19 protein-coding genes, 3 tRNA genes, 3 rRNA genes and 1 pseudogene are annotated in these 24,943 nt (G+C 65.5%); 21 read left to right on the plus strand and 5 right to left on the minus strand.

The genetic code is table 11. The annotated features are described in order from the left end of the window. The first annotated feature begins 14 nt into the window (after window positions 1–14). The 3 genes from siaB to siaD are packed head-to-tail and all read left to right on the plus strand — an operon-like array spanning window position 15 to window position 1,784. Window positions 15–557: a biofilm regulation protein kinase SiaB gene (siaB, locus tag SK095_RS15245; protein WP_136490696.1), complete on the plus strand. Its 543-nt coding sequence runs from the start codon at window positions 15–17 to the stop codon at window positions 555–557. A gap of 21 nt (window positions 558–578) precedes the next feature. After that, window positions 579–959, plus strand: coding sequence for a biofilm regulation phosphoprotein SiaC (gene siaC, locus SK095_RS15250; protein WP_136490695.1), 381 nt, complete (start codon window positions 579–581; stop codon window positions 957–959). Window positions 960–965: 6 nt separating this feature from the next. Further along, on the plus strand, window positions 966–1,784 hold the full coding sequence (gene siaD, locus SK095_RS15255; protein WP_136490694.1) for a biofilm regulation diguanylate cyclase SiaD: 819 nt from the start codon (window positions 966–968) through the stop codon (window positions 1,782–1,784). 121 nt (window positions 1,785–1,905) lie between these two features. Here siaD and gabT read toward each other — a convergent pair whose 3' ends face one another. Together gabT and gabD are read right to left on the minus strand one after the other, a co-directional pair. Beyond that, entirely contained in the window at window positions 1,906–3,186 is a 1,281-nt protein-coding gene (gabT, locus tag SK095_RS15260) for a 4-aminobutyrate--2-oxoglutarate transaminase (protein ID WP_320546766.1), read from the minus strand. Between the two features lie 144 nt (window positions 3,187–3,330). Then, entirely contained in the window at window positions 3,331–4,785 is a 1,455-nt protein-coding gene (gene gabD, locus SK095_RS15265; protein ID WP_136491430.1) for an NADP-dependent succinate-semialdehyde dehydrogenase, read from the minus strand. A gap of 244 nt (window positions 4,786–5,029) precedes the next feature. On the opposite strand from gabD, the gene SK095_RS15270 reads away from it, so the two are divergent. Next, window positions 5,030–5,106 (plus strand) — tRNA-Arg (locus SK095_RS15270). 163 nt (window positions 5,107–5,269) lie between these two features. On the opposite strand, the gene SK095_RS15275 is transcribed toward SK095_RS15270, so the two are convergent. Beyond that, complete coding sequence (locus tag SK095_RS15275; protein ID WP_320546767.1) at window positions 5,270–5,482, minus strand: hypothetical protein; 213 nt, start codon at window positions 5,480–5,482, stop codon at window positions 5,270–5,272. A gap of 312 nt (window positions 5,483–5,794) precedes the next feature. Here SK095_RS15275 and SK095_RS15280 point away from each other — a divergent pair. The 5 genes from SK095_RS15280 to rrf all read left to right on the plus strand — a co-directional run bounded on the left by SK095_RS15280 (window position 5,795) and on the right by rrf (window position 10,976). Further along, a 16S ribosomal RNA gene (locus SK095_RS15280) occupies window positions 5,795–7,331 on the plus strand. Window positions 7,332–7,397: 66 nt separating this feature from the next. Then, a tRNA-Ile gene (locus SK095_RS15285) sits at window positions 7,398–7,474 on the plus strand. Between the two features lie 31 nt (window positions 7,475–7,505). After that, window positions 7,506–7,581 (plus strand) — tRNA-Ala (locus SK095_RS15290). Between the two features lie 247 nt (window positions 7,582–7,828). Then, window positions 7,829–10,719: ribosomal RNA gene (locus SK095_RS15295) — 23S ribosomal RNA — on the plus strand. Window positions 10,720–10,860: 141 nt separating this feature from the next. Next, window positions 10,861–10,976, plus strand: a 5S ribosomal RNA gene (gene rrf / locus SK095_RS15300). The 16S, 23S and 5S rRNA genes sit together here with 2 tRNA genes alongside, the layout of an rRNA operon. 111 nt (window positions 10,977–11,087) lie before the next feature. Here rrf and SK095_RS15305 read toward each other — a convergent pair. Next, on the minus strand, window positions 11,088–12,002 hold the full coding sequence (locus tag SK095_RS15305; RefSeq protein WP_236574605.1) for a D-hexose-6-phosphate mutarotase: 915 nt from the start codon (window positions 12,000–12,002) through the stop codon (window positions 11,088–11,090). A 106-nt stretch (window positions 12,003–12,108) separates the two neighbouring features. On the opposite strand from SK095_RS15305, the gene SK095_RS15310 reads away from it, so the two are divergent. The 5 genes and pseudogenes from SK095_RS15310 to SK095_RS15330 all read left to right on the plus strand — a co-directional run. Continuing rightward, window positions 12,109–13,257 (plus strand): efflux RND transporter periplasmic adaptor subunit, encoded by a 1,149-nt coding sequence (locus tag SK095_RS15310; protein WP_320546768.1) that lies wholly within the window; start codon window positions 12,109–12,111, stop codon window positions 13,255–13,257. Next, on the plus strand, window positions 13,254–13,940 hold the full coding sequence (locus SK095_RS15315) for an ABC transporter ATP-binding protein (RefSeq protein WP_320546769.1): 687 nt from the start codon (window positions 13,254–13,256) through the stop codon (window positions 13,938–13,940). The genes SK095_RS15310 and SK095_RS15315 overlap by 4 nt, the downstream gene beginning before the upstream one ends. Then, the gene (locus SK095_RS15320; RefSeq protein WP_320546770.1) at window positions 13,940–15,151 is read left to right on the plus strand and encodes an ABC transporter permease; all 1,212 of its coding nucleotides are present in this window, start codon (window positions 13,940–13,942) and stop codon (window positions 15,149–15,151) included. The genes SK095_RS15315 and SK095_RS15320 overlap by 1 nt, the downstream gene beginning before the upstream one ends. Next, on the plus strand, window positions 15,151–16,347 hold the full coding sequence (locus SK095_RS15325; RefSeq protein WP_320546771.1) for an ABC transporter permease: 1,197 nt from the start codon (window positions 15,151–15,153) through the stop codon (window positions 16,345–16,347). The genes SK095_RS15320 and SK095_RS15325 overlap by 1 nt, the downstream gene beginning before the upstream one ends. Before the next feature lie 132 nt (window positions 16,348–16,479). Beyond that, a pseudogene (locus tag SK095_RS15330) lies at window positions 16,480–17,197 on the plus strand (carbonic anhydrase); the annotation flags it as partial. A 46-nt stretch (window positions 17,198–17,243) separates the two neighbouring features. Here SK095_RS15330 and SK095_RS15335 read toward each other — a convergent pair. Then, complete coding sequence (locus tag SK095_RS15335; RefSeq protein WP_136490127.1) at window positions 17,244–17,885, minus strand: hypothetical protein; 642 nt, start codon at window positions 17,883–17,885, stop codon at window positions 17,244–17,246. Window positions 17,886–18,189: 304 nt separating this feature from the next. Here SK095_RS15335 and coxB point away from each other — a divergent pair, with 304 nt between their 5' ends. The 7 genes from coxB (at window position 18,190) to SK095_RS15370 (ending at window position 24,928) form a co-directional block, all read left to right on the plus strand. Beyond that, window positions 18,190–19,314, plus strand: coding sequence for a cytochrome c oxidase subunit II (gene coxB, locus SK095_RS15340; protein ID WP_136490128.1), 1,125 nt, complete (start codon window positions 18,190–18,192; stop codon window positions 19,312–19,314). Between the two features lie 5 nt (window positions 19,315–19,319). Beyond that, window positions 19,320–20,921 carry a cytochrome c oxidase subunit I gene (gene ctaD, locus SK095_RS15345; RefSeq protein WP_136490129.1) on the plus strand — a complete coding sequence of 534 codons (1,602 nt, stop codon included), beginning with the start codon at window positions 19,320–19,322 and terminating at the stop codon, window positions 20,919–20,921. A 25-nt stretch (window positions 20,922–20,946) separates the two neighbouring features. Beyond that, window positions 20,947–21,498: a cytochrome c oxidase assembly protein gene (locus SK095_RS15350; RefSeq protein ID WP_201485334.1), complete on the plus strand. Its 552-nt coding sequence runs from the start codon at window positions 20,947–20,949 to the stop codon at window positions 21,496–21,498. Window positions 21,499–21,556: 58 nt separating this feature from the next. Further along, window positions 21,557–22,444 carry a cytochrome c oxidase subunit 3 gene (locus SK095_RS15355; RefSeq protein WP_136490131.1) on the plus strand — a complete coding sequence of 296 codons (888 nt, stop codon included), beginning with the start codon at window positions 21,557–21,559 and terminating at the stop codon, window positions 22,442–22,444. A gap of 10 nt (window positions 22,445–22,454) precedes the next feature. Next, entirely contained in the window at window positions 22,455–23,210 is a 756-nt protein-coding gene (locus SK095_RS15360) for an SURF1 family protein (protein WP_320546772.1), read from the plus strand. Then, window positions 23,188–23,772 carry a hypothetical protein gene (locus SK095_RS15365; protein WP_320546773.1) on the plus strand — a complete coding sequence of 195 codons (585 nt, stop codon included), beginning with the start codon at window positions 23,188–23,190 and terminating at the stop codon, window positions 23,770–23,772. The genes SK095_RS15360 and SK095_RS15365 overlap by 23 nt, the downstream gene beginning before the upstream one ends. A gap of 88 nt (window positions 23,773–23,860) precedes the next feature. Then, complete coding sequence (locus tag SK095_RS15370; RefSeq protein ID WP_201485333.1) at window positions 23,861–24,928, plus strand: COX15/CtaA family protein; 1,068 nt, start codon at window positions 23,861–23,863, stop codon at window positions 24,926–24,928. Window positions 24,929–24,943 lie beyond the last annotated feature (15 nt).

The raw sequence follows: 24,943 nt of genomic DNA on the forward strand, positions 1-24,943 counted from the left end.
ACCAAGGAGTGACCATGGACACACATGACCTGCTGGCCATGCGCGAGAACTACAATCGCCAGCGCATCATGCTCTGCTTCAACGGGCCGATCTCGCGCAGCCTGATCGAGGAGATCGGCAACGCCCTGCGCAACTACCTGGCGGCCGAACAGGCGCAGCCCTCGGCGGCGATGGACGTGTTCGCCGTTTACATCGAAATGACCCAGAATATCCGCCACTACGCCACCCGCATGCACTACAGCGATCAAGACGCCTCGGCCACCGTGGCCATCGCCCGCGACGAGGACGGCCGCTACGTGGTGTCGGCCGGCAATCTGGTGGAGCACGCCGACGGCCTGCAGCTGGTCGAGTGGGTCGAGGGCCTGGCCGGGCTGGACAAGGTGCAGCTCAAGGCCGCCTACAAGGAGCAGCTGCGCAAGCCGCGCGACGGCGAAAGCACCAGCGGTGCCGGCCTCGGCCTGCTCGACATCGCCCGCAAGTCGAGCCGGCCGCTGCACGCCTCGCTCCGCGAACAGACCGGCGGGCGCGCCTTCTTCAGCCTGCGCGCGGTGATCTGATCACTTTTCACGGGAATGACCATGACTGTACTGAACATACACGGAACCCAGTCCACGCCGGCCATTCAGGGTGACTGGAGCGCTGGCGTGCTGGCCATGCAGGGCGATTCCTACCCGGAAAACTCCTTCGAGCTGTTCGGCCAGGTGATCGACTGGGTCGAGCGCTTCCTGCGCGAGGAGGTCCGCCCGCTGGCCCTCGAGCTGCGCCTGCTGTACCTCAACACCAGCTCGATCAAGGCGCTGATGGACATCTTCGACCTGCTCGAGGATGCCCATCGCGACGGCCGCCCGGTCAGCGTCAACTGGTACTACGACAGCCGCAACGAGCGGGTCGCCGAGCTGGCCGAGGAGTTCCGCGAGGACTGCAGCTTCCCCTTCGCCATCCTGGCCCACGGCGAGTAGCAGCCCATGAACAGCGAGAGCGAACTGGACCTGCTGGTCGAGAGCCTGCTGAGCGACCCCGCCTACTATGGCCACCCGCTGCGCGAGGCGCTGGCGCGCCTGCAGCAGCAGAACCTCGACCAGCTGTCGCGGCTCGAGCGCATCGCGCGGATTTCCGACGGTTACCAGTCGCTGGCGCGCGAGCAGAACCTCTCGCTGTCCGAACGCTACCACCGCCAGCTGCGCCAGCTGGAGAAGGTGGCGCGCATCTCCGACCGCTACCAGGACATGCTGCGCGACCTCAACCAGGCGCTGAAGACCGCCTCGCAGCGCGACGTGCTCACCGGGCTGGCCAACCGCCGCCTGCTGATGGAGCGCCTGCGCGAGGAGGAACTGCGCAGCCAGCGCAGCGGGCACGCCTTCGTGCTGGCGATGATCGACGTCGACCACTTCAAGCTGATCAATGACACCTGGGGACACGAGGTCGGCGACCGCGCCCTCAGCGAGATCGCCCGCGCCCTGCAGACCAGCGTGCGCGGCTGCGACCTGTGCGGGCGCTGGGGAGGCGAGGAGTTCCTGCTGTTGCTGCCGGAAACCGTGCTGGCCGACGCGTTGCCGCTGATCGAGCGGCTGCGCGGCGCCCTGCGCGAGCTGCGGGTGATGGTCGGCGAGCAGCGCCTGGCGATCACCGCCAGCTTCGGGGTGGCCGAGTACCGGGCTCCGGAAGGCTACTCGCAGGTGCTCAACCGCGCCGATGCGGCGCTGCTCGAGGCCAAGCGCAGCGGGCGCGACCGCTGCATGCTGGCAGGCGAGTGGGAGGCCGGCAGCGCCTATCGGGTGATCTGATCGGCCTGCGGTGTCGGGCTGCTGGCGTTGCCGGCGGTCGCGACTGCGCGCCGCGCGGCAAGCCGCAAGAAGAACGCCCGCCCCGCGCAGGGCGCGGGGCGGGCGTGGCGAGGGCCGGGGATCAGGCCAGTTCGTCGAAGCACTCGGCGAGGATGGCCAGGCCCTTGTCCAGCTGGGCGTCCGGGATGGTGATCGGCATCAGGAAGCGGATGACGTTGTAGTAGGTGCCGCAGGACAGCAGGATCAGGCCCTTGTCGCGGGCGCGGGCGACGATCTTGCCGACCAGTTCGGCGGCCGGCTTGTGCACGTCGCCGTCCTCGAACAGCTCGATGGCGACCATCGAACCCAGGCCGCGCACGTCGCCGATGACCTTGTGCTTGGCCTGGATCTCGCGCAGGCCGGCCTTCAGGCGCTCGCCGACGGCCTGGGAGCGCTCCAGCAGGTTCTCCTCGTCGAACACCTCGAGCACGGCCAGGGCGGCGGCGCAGGCGATCGGGCTGCCGGCGTAGGTGCCGCCCAGGCCGCCGGGGGCGACGGCGTCCATGATTTCCGCCTTGCCGCACACGCCGGAGATCGGGAAGCCACCGCCTACGGACTTGGCGAAGGTGGTCAGGTCCGGGACGATGCCCAGCTGCTCGGTGGCGAAGAAGGTGCCGGTGCGGCCGGCGCCGGTCTGCACCTCGTCGGCGATCAGCAGGATGCCGTGCTGGTCGCACAGGGCGCGCAGGCGCTGCATGAAGGCCTTGGAGTTGACGTAGAAACCGCCCTCGCCCTGCACCGGCTCGATGATGATCGCGGCGATGTCCTGCGGCTGGGCATCGTTCTTGAAGATGCGCTCGATGCTGGCGATGGCGTCGTCCTCGCTGATGCCGTGCAGCTCGCAGGGCGCCAGGGCGCGGAACACGCCGCCCGGCATCAGGCCCATGCCGGCGGAGTAGGGCACCACCTTGCCGGTCAGCGACAGGGTCATCATGGTGCGGCCGTGGTAGGCGCCGGTGAAGGCGATCACCCCGGCGCGGCCGGTGGCGGCGCGGGCGATCTTCACGGCGTTCTCGACGGCCTCGGAGCCGGAGGTGACCAGCAGGGTCTTCTTGGCGAAATCGCCCGGCACGCGCTTGGCGATTTCCTCGCACAGGGCGATGTAGGGCTCGTAGGCCAGCACCTGGAAGCAGGTGTGCGACAGCTTGGTCAGCTGCTCCTGGACGGCGGCCACCACCTTCGGATGCAGGTGGCCGGTGTTGAGCACGGCGATGCCGCCGGCGAAGTCGATGTACTCGCGGCCCTCGACGTCCCACACGGTGGCGTTCTCGGCGCGCTCGGCGACGATCGGGTGGATCTGGCTGACGCCGCGGGCGACGGCAGCTTGGCGGCGTTGCAGCAGGGAGGCGTTGGTCTGGCTCATGGCATTACTCACGCAGGACAGTCGGAGCGTCGGTCGGGGCCGGCCTGCCGGTGGCAGGCCGGCCGGAAAGGAGGGGTGAAGGGCCGTCGCCGACAAAACACGGCCTCCACCCACCCCGGGCCGTGGCCCGGAGTTCGTACGAAATCAGATGCCGCCGAGGCACAGGTACTTGATCTCGAGATACTCGTCGAGACCGTACTTGGAGCCCTCGCGGCCGAGGCCGGAAGCCTTCATGCCGCCGAACGGCGCCACCTCGGTGGAGATCAGGCCGGTGTTGATGCCGACCATGCCATACTCCAGCGCATCGGCCACGCGGAACACGCGGCCGAGGTCGCGGGCGTAGAAGTAGGCGGCCAGGCCGAACTCGGTGTCGTTGGCCTGGGCGATCACGTCCTCCTCGTCGCGGAAGCGGAACAGCGGGGCCAGCGGGCCGAAGGTCTCTTCCTTGGCGACTCGCGCGCTGGTCGGCACATCGACCAGAATAGTCGGCTCGAAGAAGTTGCCACCCAGGCCGTTGCCGCCGGCGATCACCCGCGCGCCCTTGCTCAGCGCGTCGTCGAGGTGCTGGCGCACCTTGGCCACGGCATTGGCGTCGATCAGCGGGCCGGTGGTCACGCCGGCCTCGGCGCCGTTGCCCACTTTGAGCTTGGCCACTGCGGCGGCCAGCTTGGCGGCGAAGGCGTCGTAGACCTTGTCCTGCACATAGATGCGGTTGGCGCACACGCAGGTCTGTCCGGCGTTGCGGTACTTGGAGATCATCGCGCCTTCGACCGCGGCATCCAGGTCGGCGTCGTCGAACACGATGAAGGGCGCATTGCCGCCCAGCTCCAGCGACAGCTTCTTCAGGGTCGGCGCACACTGCTCCATCAGCTTGATGCCGACGCCGGTCGAGCCGGTGAACGACAGCTTGCGCACCACCGGATTCTCGCACAGCTCGGCGCCCACCTCGCGGCTGGTGGCGACGTCCGCCGGCAGCACGCTGAGCAGGCCGGCCGGGATGCCGGCGCGCTCGGCCAGGGCGGCCAGGGCCAGGGCGGAGAAGGGGGTCTGCGGTGCCGGCTTGAGCACCATGGCGCAGCCCACCGCCAGCGCCGGGCCGGCCTTGCGGGTGATCATCGCCGCCGGGAAGTTCCACGGGGTGATCGCCGCGGTGACGCCGACCGGCTCCTTCTGCACCAGGATGCGCTTGTCGGCGGCATGCGCCGGGATCACGTCGCCATAGGCGCGCTTGGCCTCCTCGGCGAACCACTCGATGAAAGACGCGGCGTAGGCCACCTCGCCTCTAGCCTCGGCCAGCGGCTTGCCCTGCTCGGCGGTCATGATCTGCGCCAGGTCTTCCTGGTTGGCGAGGATCAGCTCGTACCACTGGCGCAGGCGGGCGGCGCGCTCCTTGGCGGTCAGCTTGCGCCAGGCCGGCTGCGCTACGCGCGCCGCCTCGATGGCACGGCGGGTCTCGGCACGGCCCATGTTCGGCACGCTGCCCAGCTTCTCGCCGCTGGCCGGGTTGAAGATGTCGGTCCGCGCGCCGCTGTCGGCCTCGCACCAATGACCGTTCACGTAGGCCTGCTGGCGGAACAGGCTGGGGTCTTTCAGTTCCATCGCGGTCTCCGGCGGGATGTTCGAAATGTCAAACAATCCTAGGGTCGATCACGGGTGTGTGCAATGGGGTGTGCAAAAAAAACAACGGCAATGATTGAAAATGTAAATTTTTCAAAGACATAGGTTGTCGGATGGATCGAAATGTTCGGGATAGCGAACGATCCTCGACGCCATGGACGGCTGTGGCCAACATGCGTATCATGTGGCCGCACGTTGCGAACGGTCTGCCAGTCCGTTCTCACAAGCATCCGTAGCTCAGCTGGATAGAGTACTGCCCTCCGAAGGCAGGGGTCGTGGGTTCGAATCCCGCCGGATGCGCCATATATTCATCGACAGGGGGCCTGCACCTTGGTGCAGGCCCCCTGTTTGCTTTGTGCCATCAGCTTGGGACGATTGCGGTCGGCGTATCCCCGTATCAGTCTTTATATATGGTGCTCCTGGCGGTTGTGCACTCAACGCATGTGCTCGGGCCTTCCTGGCGGAATCATTTCAATAAAGTCGTTGACGTCGCCGCCGATGTCTCTATAATGCGCCCCACTTCCAGCGGCAAGCTGATCGAAAAGCCTTGTAAATCAAGTGCTTGGATCGAGGTGGTGGTGGAAGTGCAGGGTTGCTTTCCTGCGGCGTCGTCAGTCTCCGGGTTGAAGGCGCGTTGTTCGGAGATGTTGACAGCGGCTCTGGTTGCTGTATGATTCATATCCCTCGCTTCGGTGGTCGAGTTCTTCGCTGAAGCGCAAGCGGTTGATTCGAAAAGAAAATTTTCGAAAAACGCTTGACAGATTGAAAGGCTGCTGTAGAATGCGCGGCCTCGGTTGAGACGAAGCGGAAACGCTGAGTGAATCGATCGAAACGCTCTTTAACAAGTTGAATCAAGCAATTCGTGTGGGTGCTTGTGAGGTAAGACTGACAGTCGCAAGATTATCAGCATCACAAGTAACACTCGTGAATTCGAGAGTTTTTTGCGATTGCTGAGCCAAGTTTAGGGTTTTCTCAAAACCCGAATTGATTTGAACTGAAGAGTTTGATCATGGCTCAGATTGAACGCTGGCGGCAGGCCTAACACATGCAAGTCGAGCGGATGACGGGTGCTTGCACTCTGATTCAGCGGCGGACGGGTGAGTAATGCCTAGGAATCTGCCCGATAGTGGGGGACAACGTTTCGAAAGGAACGCTAATACCGCATACGTCCTACGGGAGAAAGTGGGGGATCTTCGGACCTCACGCTATCGGATGAGCCTAGGTCGGATTAGCTAGTTGGTGAGGTAATGGCTCACCAAGGCGACGATCCGTAACTGGTCTGAGAGGATGATCAGTCACACTGGAACTGAGACACGGTCCAGACTCCTACGGGAGGCAGCAGTGGGGAATATTGGACAATGGGCGAAAGCCTGATCCAGCCATGCCGCGTGTGTGAAGAAGGTCTTCGGATTGTAAAGCACTTTAAGTTGGGAGGAAGGGCTGTCGGCTAATACCCTGCAGTTTTGACGTTACCAACAGAATAAGCACCGGCTAACTTCGTGCCAGCAGCCGCGGTAATACGAAGGGTGCAAGCGTTAATCGGAATTACTGGGCGTAAAGCGCGCGTAGGTGGTTCAGCAAGTTGGATGTGAAAGCCCCGGGCTCAACCTGGGAACTGCATCCAAAACTACTGAGCTAGAGTACGGTAGAGGGTGGTGGAATTTCCTGTGTAGCGGTGAAATGCGTAGATATAGGAAGGAACACCAGTGGCGAAGGCGACCACCTGGACTGATACTGACACTGAGGTGCGAAAGCGTGGGGAGCAAACAGGATTAGATACCCTGGTAGTCCACGCCGTAAACGATGTCAACTAGCTGTTGGGTTCCTTGAGAACTTAGTAGCGAAGCTAACGCGATAAGTTGACCGCCTGGGGAGTACGGCCGCAAGGTTAAAACTCAAATGAATTGACGGGGGCCCGCACAAGCGGTGGAGCATGTGGTTTAATTCGAAGCAACGCGAAGAACCTTACCTGGCCTTGACATGCTGAGAACTTTCCAGAGATGGATTGGTGCCTTCGGGAACTCAGACACAGGTGCTGCATGGCTGTCGTCAGCTCGTGTCGTGAGATGTTGGGTTAAGTCCCGTAACGAGCGCAACCCTTGTCCTTAGTTACCAGCACGTTATGGTGGGCACTCTAAGGAGACTGCCGGTGACAAACCGGAGGAAGGTGGGGATGACGTCAAGTCATCATGGCCCTTACGGCCAGGGCTACACACGTGCTACAATGGTCGGTACAGAGGGTTGCCAAGCCGCGAGGTGGAGCTAATCTCACAAAACCGATCGTAGTCCGGATCGCAGTCTGCAACTCGACTGCGTGAAGTCGGAATCGCTAGTAATCGTGAATCAGAATGTCACGGTGAATACGTTCCCGGGCCTTGTACACACCGCCCGTCACACCATGGGAGTGGGTTGCTCCAGAAGTAGCTAGTCTAACCTTCGGGGGGACGGTTACCACGGAGTGATTCATGACTGGGGTGAAGTCGTAACAAGGTAGCCGTAGGGGAACCTGCGGCTGGATCACCTCCTTAATCGAAGACTTCAGCTTCTTCATAAGCTCCCACACGAATTGCTTGATTCACTCGCGAAAGGCGATTGGGTCTGTAGCTCAGTTGGTTAGAGCGCACCCCTGATAAGGGTGAGGTCGGCAGTTCGAATCTGCCCAGACCCACCAATTGTCGTGGTGCGCAGGCCGATCGAAAGATGGGGCCATAGCTCAGCTGGGAGAGCGCCTGCTTTGCACGCAGGAGGTCAGGAGTTCGATCCTCCTTGGCTCCACCATTATCGCCGAAAGCTCAGAAATGAGTGTTTACCCCTGTCGTCCGGTGGACGATTTCGAGGATGAAACATTGATTTCTGGTCTTTGCGCCAGAATCGTTCTTTAAAAATTTGGGTAAGTGATAGAAGTATTGAACTGGAGAGTGTTTTCACTGCACTTTTCAGGTCAAGGTAAAATTTGCGAGTTCAAGCGCAAGTTTTCGGCGAATGTCGTAATTCACGATTATAACCAGATTGCTTGGGGTTATATGGTCAAGTGAATAAGCGCATACGGTGGATGCCTTGGCAGTCAGAGGCGATGAAAGACGTGGTAGCCTGCGATAAGCTTCGGGGAGTCGGCAAACAGACTTTGATCCGGAGATCTCTGAATGGGGAAACCCACCCGGGATAACCCGGGTATCTTGTACTGAATACATAGGTGCAAGAGGCGAACCAGGGGAACTGAAACATCTAAGTACCCTGAGGAACAGAAATCAACCGAGATTCCCTTAGTAGTGGCGAGCGAACGGGGATTAGCCCTTAAGCTTCTTGGATTTTAGCGGAACGCTCTGGAAAGTGCGGCCATAGTGGGTGATAGCCCCGTACGCGAAAGGATCCTTGAAGTGAAATCGAGTAGGACGGAGCACGAGAAACTTTGTCTGAATATGGGGGGACCATCCTCCAAGGCTAAATACTACTGACTGACCGATAGTGAACCAGTACCGTGAGGGAAAGGCGAAAAGAACCCCGGAGAGGGGAGTGAAATAGAACCTGAAACCGTATGCGTACAAGCAGTGGGAGCCTACTTTGTTAGGTGACTGCGTACCTTTTGTATAATGGGTCAGCGACTTATATTCAGTGGCGAGCTTAACCGATTAGGGGAGGCGTAGCGAAAGCGAGTCTTAATAGGGCGTTTAGTCGCTGGGTATAGACCCGAAACCGGGCGATCTATCCATGAGCAGGTTGAAGGTTAGGTAACACTGACTGGAGGACCGAACCCACTCCCGTTGAAAAGGTAGGGGATGACTTGTGGATAGGAGTGAAAGGCTAATCAAGCTCGGAGATAGCTGGTTCTCCTCGAAAGCTATTTAGGTAGCGCCTCACGTATCACTCCAGGGGGTAGAGCACTGTTTCGGCTAGGGGGTCATCCCGACTTACCAAACCGATGCAAACTCCGAATACCTGGAAGTGTCAGCGTGGGAGACACACGGCGGGTGCTAACGTCCGTCGTGAAAAGGGAAACAACCCAGACCGCCAGCTAAGGTCCCAAAGTTGTGGTTAAGTGGTAAACGATGTGGGAAGGCTTAGACAGCTAGGAGGTTGGCTTAGAAGCAGCCACCCTTTAAAGAAAGCGTAATAGCTCACTAGTCGAGTCGGCCTGCGCGGAAGATGTAACGGGGCTCAAACCACACACCGAAGCTGCGGGTGCATCGCAAGATGCGCGGTAGAGGAGCGTTCTGTAAGCCTGTGAAGGTGAGTTGAGAAGCTCGCTGGAGGTATCAGAAGTGCGAATGCTGACATGAGTAACGACAATGGGTGTGAAAAACACCCACGCCGAAAGACCAAGGGTTCCTGCGCAACGTTAATCGACGCAGGGTTAGTCGGTCCCTAAGGCGAGGCTGAAGAGCGTAGTCGATGGGAAACAGGTTAATATTCCTGTACTTCTGGTTACTGCGATGGAGGGACGGAGAAGGCTAGGCCAGCTTGGCGTTGGTTGTCCAAGTTTAAGGTGGTAGGCTGGGATCTTAGGTAAATCCGGGATCCTAAGGCCGAGAGCTGATGACGAGTTATCTTTCAGATGACGAAGTGGTTGATGCCATGCTTCCAGGAAAAGCTTCTAAGCTTCAGGTAACCAGGAACCGTACCCCAAACCGACACAGGTGGTTGGGTAGAGAATACCAAGGCGCTTGAGAGAACTCGGGTGAAGGAACTAGGCAAAATGGCACCGTAACTTCGGGAGAAGGTGCGCCGGTGAGGGTGAATGATTTACTCAGTAAGCCCATGCCGGTCGAAGATACCAGGCCGCTGCGACTGTTTATTAAAAACACAGCACTCTGCAAACACGAAAGTGGACGTATAGGGTGTGACGCCTGCCCGGTGCCGGAAGGTTAATTGATGGGGTTAGCGCAAGCGAAGCTCTTGATCGAAGCCCCGGTAAACGGCGGCCGTAACTATAACGGTCCTAAGGTAGCGAAATTCCTTGTCGGGTAAGTTCCGACCTGCACGAATGGCGTAACGATGGCGGCGCTGTCTCCACCCGAGACTCAGTGAAATTGAAATCGCTGTGAAGATGCAGTGTATCCGCGGCTAGACGGAAAGACCCCGTGAACCTTTACTATAGCTTTGCACTGGACTTTGAGCTTGCTTGTGTAGGATAGGTGGGAGGCTTTGAAGCGTGGACGCCAGTTCGCGTGGAGCCATCCTTGAAATACCACCCTGGCAATCTTGAGGTTCTAACTCTGGTCCGTCATCCGGATCGAGGACAGTGTATGGTGGGTAGTTTGACTGGGGCGGTCTCCTCCCAAAGAGTAACGGAGGAGTACGAAGGTGCGCTCAGACCGGTCGGAAATCGGTCGTAGAGTATAAAGGCAAAAGCGCGCTTGACTGCGAGACAGACACGTCGAGCAGGTACGAAAGTAGGTCTTAGTGATCCGGTGGTTCTGTATGGAAGGGCCATCGCTCAACGGATAAAAGGTACTCCGGGGATAACAGGCTGATACCGCCCAAGAGTTCATATCGACGGCGGTGTTTGGCACCTCGATGTCGGCTCATCACATCCTGGGGCTGAAGCCGGTCCCAAGGGTATGGCTGTTCGCCATTTAAAGTGGTACGCGAGCTGGGTTTAGAACGTCGTGAGACAGTTCGGTCCCTATCTGCCGTGGACGTTTGAGATTTGAGAGGGGCTGCTCCTAGTACGAGAGGACCGGAGTGGACGAACCTCTGGTGTTCCGGTTGTCACGCCAGTGGCATTGCCGGGTAGCTATGTTCGGAAGAGATAACCGCTGAAAGCATCTAAGCGGGAAACTCGCCTCAAGATGAGATCTCACTGGGGACTCGATCCCCCTGAAGGGCCGTCGAAGACTACGACGTTGATAGGCTGGGTGTGTAAGCGTTGTGAGGCGTTGAGCTAACCAGTACTAATTGCCCGTGAGGCTTGACCATATAACACCCAAACAATCTGCGATCCCAGGATCACAGTGGGTGCGACAGGCCGAAAGCTTGCAGAACCGCAAATTACCGAATCTGATACACTATCACTTGCCCAATTCGGGGTAGCGCCATGGCGATGCCCCAACCGAATTGCTTGACGACCATAGAGCGTTGGAACCACCTGATCCCATCCCGAACTCAGCAGTGAAACGACGCATCGCCGATGGTAGTGTGGGGCTTCCCCATGTGAGAGTAGGTCATCGTCAAGCACCTATACAGAAACCCCGACCAGCCACGCTGGTCGGGGTTTCGTCTTTTCGCGCCAGAAACTTTCCACAGACACGGAAAAGCCCCGAACGGGTCGGGGCTTGACGTACACCTCAGCCTTGTGAACTCAGCGGCTCGCCCCACAGGCACAGCTCCAGGCTGTGACTCTCGCCGCCGGCCAGTTGCACGCAGTCGTCCAGCACGTTGGCGGTTTCGATGCACAGCATGCGCTGCCAGGCATCCTCAGCGAATTGCGACAGGCGCTGTGCCTTGTCGATCCACGGGTTCCACAGCACGGCCGAACGCGAGCTACGGCTTTGCAGGCAGATGCGCCGCTGCCAGCCGGTATCCCGTAGCTCCAGACGCGGCGGCAGGTCCAGGTAGATGCGGTCGGTTTCTCCGGCGAACTGCAGCGGGCCTGCCTGGCGGTACTCGCGCCAGCCGTCGAGGGTTTCGATGTAGCGTGAGCCGTCCAGCCCCGCGATGCTCACCTTGTGGATATCGCTGACGGCGAAATAGCTGTGCAGGGCCTGACTGAGCCACACCGGACGCTGGCCGCGGTTGTGGCTGCGCAGTTGCAGCTGCAGACGGTCACCAAGACGGATCTCCAGTTCCACATCGACGGCATGGGGCCAGTCGGGCAGACCGCTTTCCGCCTGCGGGCAGGCGAACAGCAGACGCGCCTCGTCGCCGTCGATCACGCTTTCCCGGCATTCCCATGGCAGGTTGCGCACCAGGCCATGGAAGGGCGCGGCCTCGCCACGATACTGGGCGAGCAGGGCGGCGGGATTGCGCGCGAGGTCGCCGAACCATGGCCAGCATACCGGCACGCCACCGCGCACCGACTGGCCGCGCAGGCCGCGGGCCTGTTCGCTGAGCCAGATCAGCGGCGGCTCGTCGCCCTGCCGATAGCTGAGGATCTGCGCGCCCTGTTCGGCGATCAGCAGGTCGGCGTTGGCGGTCCGGACCCGCCAGCAGGGCAGGTCGTCGAACTGTTCGCGGCGGATATGCGGGGTGGACTGGGTCACGGGGCTGTCCTGATCGGTAATTCAATGTCGCATTATTCCGCGCCTCTCGCGGCGGCGCCATGCGCGCGGGCTACCCTGAAAGGGATACGTGGACCGGGAGCCAGGCATGCGCAAGGGCTTGATCGCGGCGGCGCTGCTGCTGACGCTGGGCGCCCTGCTGTGGTGGTGGCAGCGGCCGCAGCCGCTGCCGGTGACGCTGCTGACCGTGCAGCGCGGGCCGGTGGAGAGCCTGGTGGCCAACAGCCGCGCCGGTACCCTCAAGGCCTGTCGTCGCTCGCAGCTGTCGTTCAACCTCGGTGCGCCGGTGGCCGAGCGCCTGGTGACGGAGGGCGAGCGGGTGCAGGCCGGTCAGGTGCTGATGCGCCTGCGCCAGGACGACCAGCAGGCACGTCTGGCCGAGGCCGAGGCGCGCCTGCTCCTGCAGCGCAATGCGCGCGTGCGCCAGTGCGCTCAGGCCGAGCTGGACGGCCGCGAGGTGGCCCGTCTGCGCCGCCTCGCCGAGCGCCGCCTGGCGGCGGCGGATCTGCTCGACCGGGCGCAGACCCAGGCGCGGCTGTCCGCCCTGCAGTGCGAGGCGGCTGCCGCGCAGGTCGCCGAAGCCGAGGCAGCTGTGGCCCTGCAGCGCGCGCTGCTCGACCAGAAGACCCTGCGGGCGCCCTTCGCCGGCATAGTCGCGGAGATCAACGGCGAGGTCGGCGAGTTCGTCACCCCCTCGCCGCCGGGCATCCCCACGCCGCCAGCGGTGGATCTGATCGACGACAGCTGCCTGTACGTCGAGGCGCCGATCGACGAGGTGGAAGCCGCCCGCGTGGCGCTCGGCATGCCGGTGCGCATCAGCCTGGATGCCTTCCGCGGCCAGTCCTTCGCCGGCACGGTCAGCCGCATCGCGCCCTTCGTGCGCGAGCTGGAAAAGCAGGCGCGCACCGTCGACATCGAGGTGCGCTTCCGCGCGCCGCCGCCGCAACTCGCCCTGCTCACCGGCTACAGCGCCGACGTCGAGATCCTCCTCGAGCAGCGCGAGGGGGTATTGCGCATTCCCAGCGAGAGCCTGCTCGACGGCCGGCGGGTGCTGCGTTACGACACCGCGAGCGGCGTGCTGCGCGCGGTGGAGGTGCAGACCGGGCTGGCCAACTGGCGCTGGACCGAGGTGCGCGCCGGCCTTGAGGAGGGCGCGCGCATCCTCGCCAGCCTGGAGCAGGAGGGGCTGGGCGACGGGGTGGCGGTGAGTCCCCGCAATGGAGCGCCGCCACCATGATCCGCCTGCGCGGGGTGACGCGCTGCTTTCACCTCGGCGAGCAGCGGGTGATGGGGCTGGAGGCAGTGGATCTGGACATCGCCGCCGGCGAGTACCTGTCGGTGATGGGGCCGTCCGGTTCCGGCAAGTCGACCCTGCTCAACGTGCTGGGCCTGCTCGATGTCCCGGACGCCGGCGAATACTGGCTGGACGGCGAGCCGACCGCGGCGCTCGACGAGGTCCGCCGCGCGGCGCTGCGCAGCCGCCACATCGGCTTCGTGTTCCAGTCCTACCACCTGATCCCGCGCCTCACCGCCCTGGAGAACATCGAGCTGCCGATGCTGCTGGCCGGCATCGAGCCTGCCGAGCGGCGCCGGCGCAGTGCCCGGCTGGTCGAGCGGCTGAGCCTGGGCGACCGGGTGGCGCACCGTCCCGGCGAGCTGTCCGGCGGCCAGCGCCAGCGCGTGGCGATCGCCCGGGCGATGGTCATGCAGCCGGCGTTGCTGCTGGCCGACGAGCCGACCGGCAACCTCGACAGCCACTCCGGCGCCGAGGTGGTGGAGCTGCTCGAGGAGCTCAACCGCGACGGTCTGACCCTGCTGATCGTCACCCATGACGCGGCCCTGGGCGCTCGCGCCCGGCGCAGCCTGGGCATGCGCGACGGCCGGATCGTCAGCGACCGCCAGCAGGGCGGGGCGGCCTGATGCGTCCGGCCGACGCCCTGCGCCTGTGCCTGGGGGCCCTGCGCGGACATCGCCGGCGCAGCCTGATGCTGCTGCTGGCGATCGGCATCGGCGTGCTGGCGGTCACCCTGCTCACCGGCCTTGCCGAGGGCGCCCGCGGCTTCGTGCTTGCCGAGTTCTCGCTGCTCGGACGCAACACCCTGATCGTCCTGCCCGGGCGCAAGGAGACTACCGGCGGCGTGCCGCCGCTCACCGGCCTGGCGCCGCGCGACCTGACCCTGCAGGACGCCGAGGCCATCGCCCGCCTGCCCGCGGTGCGCCGGGTCGCCCCGCTGCAGGCCGGTCAGCTGGAGGTCAGCGCCGGCGGCCGCCGCCGCGAGGCCCTGGTGCTCGGCACCAGCCGCGAGTTCTTCGCCATCCGCCAGCTGCAGGTCAGCCAGGGACAGCCGCTGCCGCCACTGCCCTTCGCCCAGGCCGAGGCGGTCTGCCTGATCGGTGCCAAGCTGCGTCGCGAGCTGTTCGCCGAGCGCCCGGCGCTGGGCGAGTGGCTGCGTGCCGGCGACCGCCGCTTCCGGGTGATCGGCCTGCTCGAGGAGCGCGGCGAGTCGCTGGGCATGGACTTCGCCGAGCTGCTGATCATCCCGGTGGCCAGCGCCCAGGCGCTGTTCGACCGCGAGGGGCTGTTCCGCGTGTTCGCCGAAGTGCGCGGTCCGCTGCTGCTGGACAGCGGCAAGCGGCAGATCCTCGCGCTGCTCCGCGAACGCCACGAGGGCGAGGAGGACGTCACCCTGATCAGCCAGGACTCGATGCTCGCCGCCTTCGACGACATCCTCGGCGCCCTGGCCATGGCCCTGGCCGGCATCGCCGCGATCAGCCTGCTGGTGGCCGGCGTGCTGATCATGAACGTCACCTGGATCGCGGTCAGCCAGCGCACCGCCGAGATCGGCCTGCTCAAGGCCCTCGGTGCCACGCCGCGGCAGGTGCACGGCCTGTTCGTCGGCGAGGCGCTGCTGCTCGCCCTGCTCGGCGCGCTGGCCGGGTTGCTGCTCGGCGAGCTGCTGCTGTGGATCGCGCGTCTGCTCTGGGAGGTCCCGCTGCGCGCGCCGCTGTGGGCGCGGCTCGGTGCGCTGCTGCTGGCCCTGGCCACCGCCGTGCTGTTCGCCTGGCTGCCGGCGGCGCAGGCGGCGCGCCTGCCGCCGGTGCAGGCGCTGCGCCCGCCGGGAGCGCGCTGATGCGTTGGCAGGACGGCCTGCAACTGACCGGCTCGGCGCTGACCAGCCGGCCGCTGCGCAGCCTGCTGACGATGCTCGGCGTGGCCATCGGCATCGCCGCGGTGGCGCTGCTCACCGCCATCGGCGAGGGCCTGCGCCACTACGTGCTGGACAACTTCTCGCAGTTCGGCACGCGGATCATCGCCATCCATCCAGGCCGTACCCAGACCGGCGGTTTCGGCGGCCTGCTGGCCAGCATCCGTCCGCTGTCGGTGGCCGACGCCGAGGCGCTGCGCCGTCTGCCGCAGGTCGAGGCGGTGGTGCCGGTGATCCAGGGCAGCGGCGACATCCAGGCCGGTGCGCGCAAGCGCAGCAGCGACGTCATCGGCGGCGGCCACCAACTGGCCGAGGCCTGGCGCTTCCACGTCGCCCTCGGCCAGTTCCTGCCGGCGCCGCGCGACGGGCGCTCGCCGCCGGTCACCGTGCTCGGCCACAAGCTGCGCGTCGAGCTGTTCGGCAGCGCCAATCCGCTGGGCGAGGCGCTGCGCATCGGCGGCACGCGCTTCCGGGTGGTCGGGGTGATGGCGGAGAAGGGCCAACTGCTCGGCTTCGACCTCGACGATGTCGCCTACATCCCGGTGGACTGGGCCGAGACGCTGTTCAACCGCGAGGGGCTGATGGAGATCAGCGTGGTGTATGGTCCCGGCACCAGTGCCGCGCACCTGGCCGGCGGCATCCGCCGGCTGCTGGTCGAGCGCCACGGCGTCGAGGACTTCAGCCTGACCACCCAGGACGACATGCTCGCCAGCCTCGACCGCATCCTCGCCATCCTCAGCGCGGCGGTGGTGGCGCTGGGTGGCATCTCGCTGCTGGTCGGCGCGGTCGGCATCCTCACCATCATGACCACCGCGGTGGGCGAGCGCACCGCCGAGATCGGCCTGCTGCGCGCCCTCGGCGCCAGTCCGCGCCAGGTGCTCGGCCTGTTCCTCGCCGAGGCCACCCTGCTGGCGCTGGCCGGCGGCCTGCTCGGTCTGCTGCTGATGACTCTGCTGCTCGGTGCCTTGCAACTGGGCATGTCCGGACTGCCGCTGCGCCCGCAGCCGCTGCTGCTCCTTGCGGCCCTGCTGCTGGCGGCGCTGATCGGCACTGCTGCCGGCCTGGCGCCGGCGCGCCAGGCCGCGCGCCTGCATCCGGTGGACGCCCTGCGCAGCGAGTGACAAGGCCTGTGATAAATATCCGGGTAAAACAGTGTGACTTTTCGCCGACGCGGACTGTCGTTTAAGACAGTCAATCGCCAACCGAACGCCTGCGGCCACAAGCCGGCAGCGCGTGCGAAGCCCCGGAGTACAGACCGTGAAAGAGGTTCCCGTGCAGAAGAAGATGATGGATAGCGCCGACGAGGCCCTGAGCAGCATTGTCGACGGCTTCAAGCGTTTCCGCCGCGACGTGTTCCCCGAGCAGGAGGAGTTGTTCAAGAAGCTGGCCACCGCGCAGAACCCGCGGGCCATGTTCATCACCTGCGCTGATTCGCGCATCGTTCCCGAGCTGATCACCCAGAGCTCGCCGGGCGACCTGTTCGTCACCCGCAACGTCGGCAACGTGGTGCCGCCCTACGGCCAGATGAACGGCGGCGTGTCCACCGCCATCGAGTACGCGGTGGTGGCGCTGGGCGTGCGCCACATCATCATCTGCGGCCACTCCGATTGCGGCGCGATGAAGGCGGTGCTCAACCCGCAGTCGCTGGAAGGCATGCCGACGGTGAAGGGCTGGCTGCGCCATGCCGAGGTGGCGCGCACCGTGGTCGAGCAGAACTTCGCCCGCTGCGACTGCGGCCAGGAGCACCTGGAGCTGCTCACCGAGGAGAACGTGGTGGCCCAGCTCAACCACCTGCTGACCCACCCGTCGGTGGCGGCACGGGTGGCCAGCGGCCAGCTGTTCATCCACGGCTGGGTGTACAACATCGAGACCAGCGAGATCATCGCCTACGACGCGGAGAGCGGCCGTTTCCTGCCGCTCGACGGCGACCTGGTGCCGATGGCCACCCCGCGCTCGCGCTTCAACGGCTGAGACCGTCCGGGCAGCGCCGCCGCGTCCTGCGGCGGCGCTGCGTCGTTCAGGCCGTCAGCTGCAGCTCGACGCCCAGCTGGCGCGACAGGCACGGCCAGGTCTGCCAGGCGGCCAGGCGCTGCGGGTCGGCCAGCTGCGCGCGGTACTCCTGGGCGGTTTCGGTGACGAAGATCCGCTCGTCCTGCAGGGCTTCGCTGGCCTGATGCACCGCGGCATCGAGCTGGTTGGCGAACGGCTCGCCGATCAGCGCATGGGCCACCAGGTTGGCCACCGTGGTGTCCAGCGGAATCAGCGGCTGACCGAAGTGGGCGATGTAGCGGTCGTTGACCTCCTCCACCAGGCGATGGGCCAGATAGGCCTCGTCCAGCAGGGCTTCCAGGCCCTCATGTCCCTCCAGCTCCGGCGGCGGGCTGAGGAAGAACTCCTCGGCCAGGCGCAGCACCGGCTTGATCTGAGCATCGATGCCGGCCTCGCTCGCCACGCTGGCCGCCGCTTCCACCAGCTCCGGCACCTCGTCGACATAGGCGCGCACGAAGCGCAGCAGGGTCCCCGGTGCATCCGCTTCGGGCAGGCGAATGGCGCGGTGCAGGCCGTCGATGCGGCCGGCCAGGTCGGTGGCCAGGCTGCCGTGTTCGGTTTCGTGCTGCAGGGCCTGGTCGATGCGTTCGCGCAGGGCGGCGATGTTCATGGAAGGCAGTACTCCAGAGGCAGTTGATGACAGCAACGCAACATAGTTGCAGATCGCCGGTTGCGCCAATTGACCTGTAACAAGCTAACGAATTTCCGATCGGCTGCAGCCTCGCCCGCGATTTCCGGTTCGATTGCCAGCCCGGGGACCCTGTCTATACTCGGATTGTGTGTGCGCTGAAGGGATCCGGCAGCTGCTCAAGCAGGGCAGGGTGCGAGAACCGGCGCTGGCCGCGAGACGGCCGCGCCCCCTGGTCGCAGGCAAGAAGCCGGCGGGTACAAGAAGAACGATAAGGGGACCCCGAATGTTGCGACATTCGCATTTCTGGCTGGGGGCCATGCTCGGGCTGGCATCGCTGCCGGCGCAGGCCGAGTGGGCGGTGAACATGGGCCGGGGCGCCACCGAGGTCAGCCGCTCGGTATTCGACCTGCACATGACCATCTTCTGGATCTGCGTGGTCATCGGCGTGGTGGTGTTCGGCGCGATGTTCTGGTCGATGCTCATGCACCGGCGCAGCCGCGGCCAGCAGCCGGCGCAGTTCCACGAGCATACCTGGGTGGAAATCCTCTGGACCGTGGTGCCCTTCGTCATCCTGGTGCTGATGGCGGTGCCGGCCACCCGCACGCTGATCGCCATCTACGACCATTCCGAACCCGACCTGGACATCCAGATCACCGGCTACCAGTGGAAGTGGCACTACAAGTACCTGGGCCAGGACGTCGAGTTCTTCAGCAACCTCGCCACCCCGCGCGCGCAGATCGACAACCGGGCGGCCAAGGACGCGCACTACCTGCTGGAGGTCGACCAGCCGCTGGTGGTGCCGGTCGGCGCCAAGGTGCGTTTCCTGGTCACTGCCGCCGACGTGATCCACTCCTGGTGGGTGCCGGCGCTGGCGGTGAAGAAGGACGCCATCCCCGGCTTCGTCAACGAGGCGTGGACGCGCATCGAGCAGCCCGGCCTGTACCGCGGCCAGTGCACCGAGCTGTGCGGCAAGGACCACGGTTTCATGCCGGTGGTGGTGGAGGCGAAGAGTCGCGAGGACTTCGACCGCTGGCTGGCCGAACGCAAGGCCGCGGCGCTGGCGGAGAAGGAACTGACCGGCAAGGAATGGACCCTGGAAGAGCTGATGGCGCGCGGCGAGCAGGCCTACCAGACCGCCTGCGCCGCCTGTCACCAGCCCACCGGCGCCGGCATGCCGCCGGTGTTCCCGGCCCTCAAGGGCTCGGCCATCGCCACCGGGCCGAAGGAAGGCCACATCGCCATCGTGGTCGGCGGCAAGCCGGGCACCGCCATGGCGGCCTTCGGCAAGCAGCTCTCCGACGTCGATCTGGCGGCGATCATCACCTACGAGCGCAATGCCTGGGGCAACAGCACCGGTGACATGGTCACGCCGCAGGAGATCGCGGCGTTCAAGCAGGCGAAGGAGTGACGGACATGAGCGCAGTGATCGACACGCACGCCCACGGTCATGCCCACGGCCCGGCCCGGGGCCTGATGCGCTGGGTGCTGACCACCAACCACAAGGACATCGGCACCATGTACCTGGTGTTCAGCTTCGCCATGTTCCTGTTCGGCGGCAGCATGGCGATGGTGATCCGCGCCGAGCTGTTCCAGCCCGGCCTGCAGATCGTCCAGCCGGAGTTCTTCAACCAGATGACCACCATGCACGGCCTGATCATGGTGTTCGGCGCGGTGATGCCGGCCTTCGTCGGCCTGGCCAACTGGATGATCCCGCTGATGATCGGCGCGCCGGACATGGCCCTGCCGCGGATGAACAACTTCAGCTTCTGGTTGCTGCCGGCGGCCTTCGGCCTGCTCGCCAGCACCCTGTTCATGGAAGGGGGCGGCCCCAACTTCGGCTGGACCTTCTACGCGCCGCTGTCGACCACCTACGCGCCGGAGAGCGTCACCTTCTTCATCTTCGCCGTGCACCTGATGGGCATCAGCTCGATCATGGGCGCGATCAACGTCATCGCCACCGTGCTCAACCTGCGCGCGCCGGGGCTGACCCTGATGCAGATGCCGCTGTTCGTGTGGACCTGGCTGATCACCGCCTTCCTGCTGATCGCGGTGATGCCGGTGCTGGCCGGCGTGGTGACCATGATGCTGATGGACATCCACTTCGGCACCAGCTTCTTCAGCGCCGCCGGCGGCGGCGACCCGGTGCTGTTCCAGCACGTGTTCTGGTTCTTCGGCCACCCCGAGGTGTACATCATGATCCTGCCCGCGTTCGGCGCGGTCAGCGCGATCATCCCCACCTTCAGCCGCAAGCCGCTGTTCGGCTACACCTCGATGGTCTACGCCACCGGCGCCATCGCCTTCCTGTCGTTCATCGTCTGGGCGCACCACATGTTCACCGTGGGCATCCCGCTGACCGGCGAGCTGTTCTTCATGTACGCCACCATGCTGATCGCCGTGCCCACCGGGGTGAAGGTGTTCAACTGGGTGAGCACCATGTGGCGCGGCTCGCTGACCTTCGAGGCGCCGATGCTGTTCGCCGTGGCCTTCGTCATCCTGTTCACCATCGGCGGCTTCTCCGGGCTGATGCTGGCCATCGCCCCGGCCGACTTCCAGTACCACGACACCTACTTCGTGGTGGCGCACTTCCACTACGTGCTGGTGCCGGGAGCGATCTTCGGCATCTTCGCCTCCACCTACTACTGGTTGCCGAAGTGGACCGGGCACATGTACGACGAGACCCTGGCCAGGCTGCATTTCTGGCTGTCCTTCGTCGGCATGAACCTGGCCTTCTTCCCCATGCACTTCGTCGGCCTGGCCGGCATGCCGCGGCGCATCCCCGACTACAACCTGATGTTCGCCAACTTCAACATGGTCTCCAGCGTCGGCGCCTTCCTGTTCGGCGCCACCCAGCTGCTGTTCCTGTTCATCGTCGTCAAGTGCGTGCGCGGCGGGCCGAAGGCGGCCGACAAGCCCTGGGACGGCGCCCACGGCCTGGAGTGGACGGTGCCCTCGCCGGCGCCCTACCACACCTTCCAGACTCCGCCGGAAGTCGACGAGCGCAGCCGGCTGCACTGAGTGGCCGAGGCGCGAGGAGCCTGCGATGAGCGAGAGCACCGACACGTGCCGCCTGGTCCGCCGCCTGCTGCTGGTGGTGGTGGCCATGTTCGGCTTCGGCTTCGCCCTGGTGCCGCTGTACGACGTGATGTGCCAGGCCTTCGGCATCAACGGCAAGACCGCCGGCGCCTACACGGGCAGCCAGCAGGTGGACGAGGCGCGCACCGTGCGCGTGCAGTTCCTCGCCACCAACGCCGCCGGGATGACCTGGCGTTTCGACCCGCAGCAGGACGAGCTGGTGGTGCACCCCGGCGCGGTCAACCAGATGCTGTTCGTCGCCCACAACCCGACGGACCATGCGATGACCGCCCAGGCCATCCCCAGCGTGGCGCCGGCCAAGGCGGCGGCGTTCTTCCACAAGACCGAGTGTTTCTGCTTCACCCAGCAGGTGCTGCAGCCGGGCGAGCGCATCGAGATGCCGGTGCGCTTCATCGTCGACCGCGACCTGCCGGCCGACGTGCAGCACCTGACCCTGGGCTACACGCTGTTCGACATCACCGCGCAGAAGCCGCCGCTGGCGCAGCGCACAGGCGACTGACGGGGACGCACCCCATGCACAGCAGGCCGCGCTGCCGGCGCGGCCGAGGAGAGCGACAATGGCCAGCCACGAGCAGTACTACGTCCCCGAGCAGAGCAAGTGGCCGATCATCGCCAGCATCGGCCTGCTGGTGACGGTGGTCGGCCTGGGCACCTGGTTCAACGACCTCAAGGCGGCGCGCGCCGACTCGGCCGGCCCGCTGATCTTCTTCGTCGGCGCGCTGCTGCTGGCGTACATGCTGTTCGGCTGGTTCGGCAACGTCATCCACGAGAGCCGCAGCGGGCTGTACAGCGGACAGATGGACCGCTCGTTCCGCTGGGGCATGCGCTGGTTCATCTTCTCCGAGGTGATGTTCTTCGCCGCCTTCTTCGGCGCGCTGTTCTACCTGCGGGTGTTCGTCGGCCCCTGGCTGGACGGCGCGGGTGACAAGGGCGTCAGCGCCATGCTCTGGCCGGACTTCCAGTTCAGCTGGCCGCTGCTCGACAACCCCGACCCCAAGGCCTATCCGCCGCCGCAGGGGATCATCGACCCCTGGCACCTGCCGCTGATCAACACCGTGCTGCTGGTGACCTCCAGCTTCACCCTGACCTTCGCCCACCACGCCCTGCGCCACGACAGGCGCACCGCGCTCAAGGCCTGGCTGGCGCTGACCGTGCTGCTCGGCGCCGCCTTCCTGGTGCTGCAGGCCGAGGAATACGTGCACGCCTACACCGAGCTGGACCTGACCCTGGCCTCCGGCGTCTACGGCGCCACCTTCTTCATGCTCACCGGCTTCCACGGCGCCCACGTCACCATAGGCGCGCTGATGCTGCTGGTGATGCTGATCCGCATCCTGCGCGGGCATTTCGCCCCGGATCAGCACTTCGGCTTCGAGGCGGCCAGCTGGTACTGGCACTTCGTCGATGTGGTGTGGGTCGGCCTGTTCGTCTTCGTCTACGTGCTGTGAGGGTGCGGCCGTGTCGGTTGCCGCCGTCCCGCCGCGGGACCGGCGTTTCCGCCCGGGCCTGCTGCCGACCCTGGTGGTCGCGGCCCTGCTGCCGCTGCTGCTCGGCCTCGGCTGCTGGCAGCTGCAGCGCGCCGGAGAGAAGCGCGAGCTGCTCGCCGAGCAGGCCGCGCGCAGCCAGGCACCGGCCGCGGATCTGGTCGAGCTGGCGGCGCTGGACGATCCGGCCTTCCGCCGCGTGCGCCTGGTCGGCACCTTCGATGCCGGGCACAGCCTGCTGCTGGACAACCGCCAGCGTGGCGGACGGGTCGGTGTCGAGCTGCTGCAGCCGTTTCTCGACCGCCCGAGCGGGCGCTGGGTGCTGGTCAACCGCGGCTGGCTGCCCTGGCCGCAGCGGGCGGCGCTGCCGGCGTTCGACACCCCGGTCGGCGAGCTGAGCCTGGAGGCCAGCGTCTATCGGCCGCCCGGCAGCGCCTTCCTGCTCGGCGACGGCGCCCCGGGCGAGGGCTGGCCGCGGCTGGTCAACGTGGTCGAGGCTCCGGCGCTGTGGGGCGAGCTGGAGCGCGACGGGCTGGCCGACGAATTGCGCCTCGAGCCCGGCCCGGCCAGCTACGTCGGCGACTGGCCGGTGGTGGCTTCGGGGCCGGAGAAACATCTGGGCTATGCGGTGCAGTGGTTCGCCCTGGCGGCGACCCTGCTCGGCATGTACCTGTGGTTCGGCGTGAAACAGGCACGGGAGGTGCGCGATGGGCTCCACTCTGACGCTTGAGCCGCTGCCGCGGCGCGGTCGCGGGCGCTGGCAACTGCTCGGCCTGCTGGCCGTGGTGATCGGGCCGATGCTGCTGGCCAGCGCCATGTATCGCTGGCAGTTCTGGGTGCCGCAGGCCCGCAGCTATCACGGCGAGCTGATCGCCACCGGGCAGACGCCGGCCGACCTCGGCGTGGCCGGCAGCTGGGACATCCAGGCGGGCGACGAGCCGCGCCGGTGGGTGCTGCTGGTGACCAGCGCCGACGGCTGCGCGGCGGACTGTCGGGCGCTGGTCTACCTGGCGCGGCAGATCCATATCGGCCTCAATCGCGAGGCGCCGCGCGCCGGCCATGTCCTCGCCCATGGCGCGGCGCTGCCGGCCGACTACGACGCCGAGTTGCGCGTGGCCTACCCGCAGCTGCAGCGCCTGGGCCTGGATGTCGAGCGCTACCCGCAGGACGGCGCGCAGCTGTGGATCGTCGATCCGCACGGCAACCTGGTGCTGCGCTATCGGGTCGGCAGCGACGGCAAGCAGATCCTCGACGACCTGCGCCACCTGCTGAAGATCTCGCAGATCGGCTGAGCGCCGGGCAGTCTGCCGGAGGACTGCTAGAGTCAAAGACAGGAGCGACTTCGACCAGCTGTGCAGGAATCCGGGGGGAGGATCTGCCATGGCGACAAGCACAAGAAGACCGGGTTACCGGCTTGCCCTCTGCGCCACGCTGCTGGCTCTGCTGGTGGTGATGCTCGGCGCCTATACCCGCCTGACCCACGCCGGCCTCGGCTGCCCCGACTGGCCGGGCTGCTACGGCTTCCTCGGCGTGCCGCAGAGCGCCGAACAGCTCGCCCATGCCGAGCGGCATTTCCCGGACGCCCCGGTGGAGGCGGAGAAGGGCTGGAACGAGATGGTCCACCGCTACTTCGCCGGCAGCCTCGGCCTGCTGATCCTCGTCCTCGCGATCCAGGCCGTGCGCCGCCGCGACCGCGCCGGCCAGCCGCTCAGGCTGCCGCTGGCCCTGCTGGCGCTGGTGCTGCTGCAGGCCGCCTTCGGCATGTGGACGGTGACCCTCAAGCTGTGGCCGCAGGTGGTCACCGCCCACCTGCTCGGCGGCTTCGCCACCCTCGGCCTGCTGTTCCTGCTGACTCTGCGCCTGTCCGGCGCGCTGCCGCCGCTGCCCGGCGTGCTGCCGCGCCTGCGCGCGCTGGCGGGACTGGCGCTGCTCGCGGTAATCGGCCAGATCGCCCTCGGCGGCTGGGTGAGCAGCAACTACGCGGCGGTGGCCTGCGTCGACCTGCCCACCTGCCATGGCCAGTGGTGGCCGGCGATGGACTTCGCCAACGGTTTCCACCTGACCCAGCACATCGGCCCCAACTACCTCGGTGGCCAGCTCGACAGCGACGCGCGCACCGCCATCCACATGAGCCATCGCCTCGGCGCCCTGCTGGTCAGCCTGCTGCTGCTGGCCCTGGCCTGGCAGTTGCGCCGTGGTGGTCTGTCCGGGCTGGCCGGCCTGCTGCTGCTGGCGCTGGCCGCCCAGGTCAGCCTGGGCCTGGCCAACGTGCTGCTGCACCTGCCGCTGGCGGTGGCAGTGGCGCACAACCTCGGCGGGGCCGGCCTGCTGCTGGTGCTGGTGCTGGTCAACTACCGGCTGCGCGCGGCGGCGCCGGCCAGGCAGGGGGCCGGCCTGCGCCTGATCGGCCGTGGCGGCGACGAGCTGCGGCGCTATTCGCGCCTGTAGGACAACCGCACAAGA

It is taken from the genome of Pseudomonas sp. AN-1 (assembly GCF_034057115.1).
Lineage (GTDB): Bacteria > Pseudomonadota > Gammaproteobacteria > Pseudomonadales > Pseudomonadaceae > Geopseudomonas.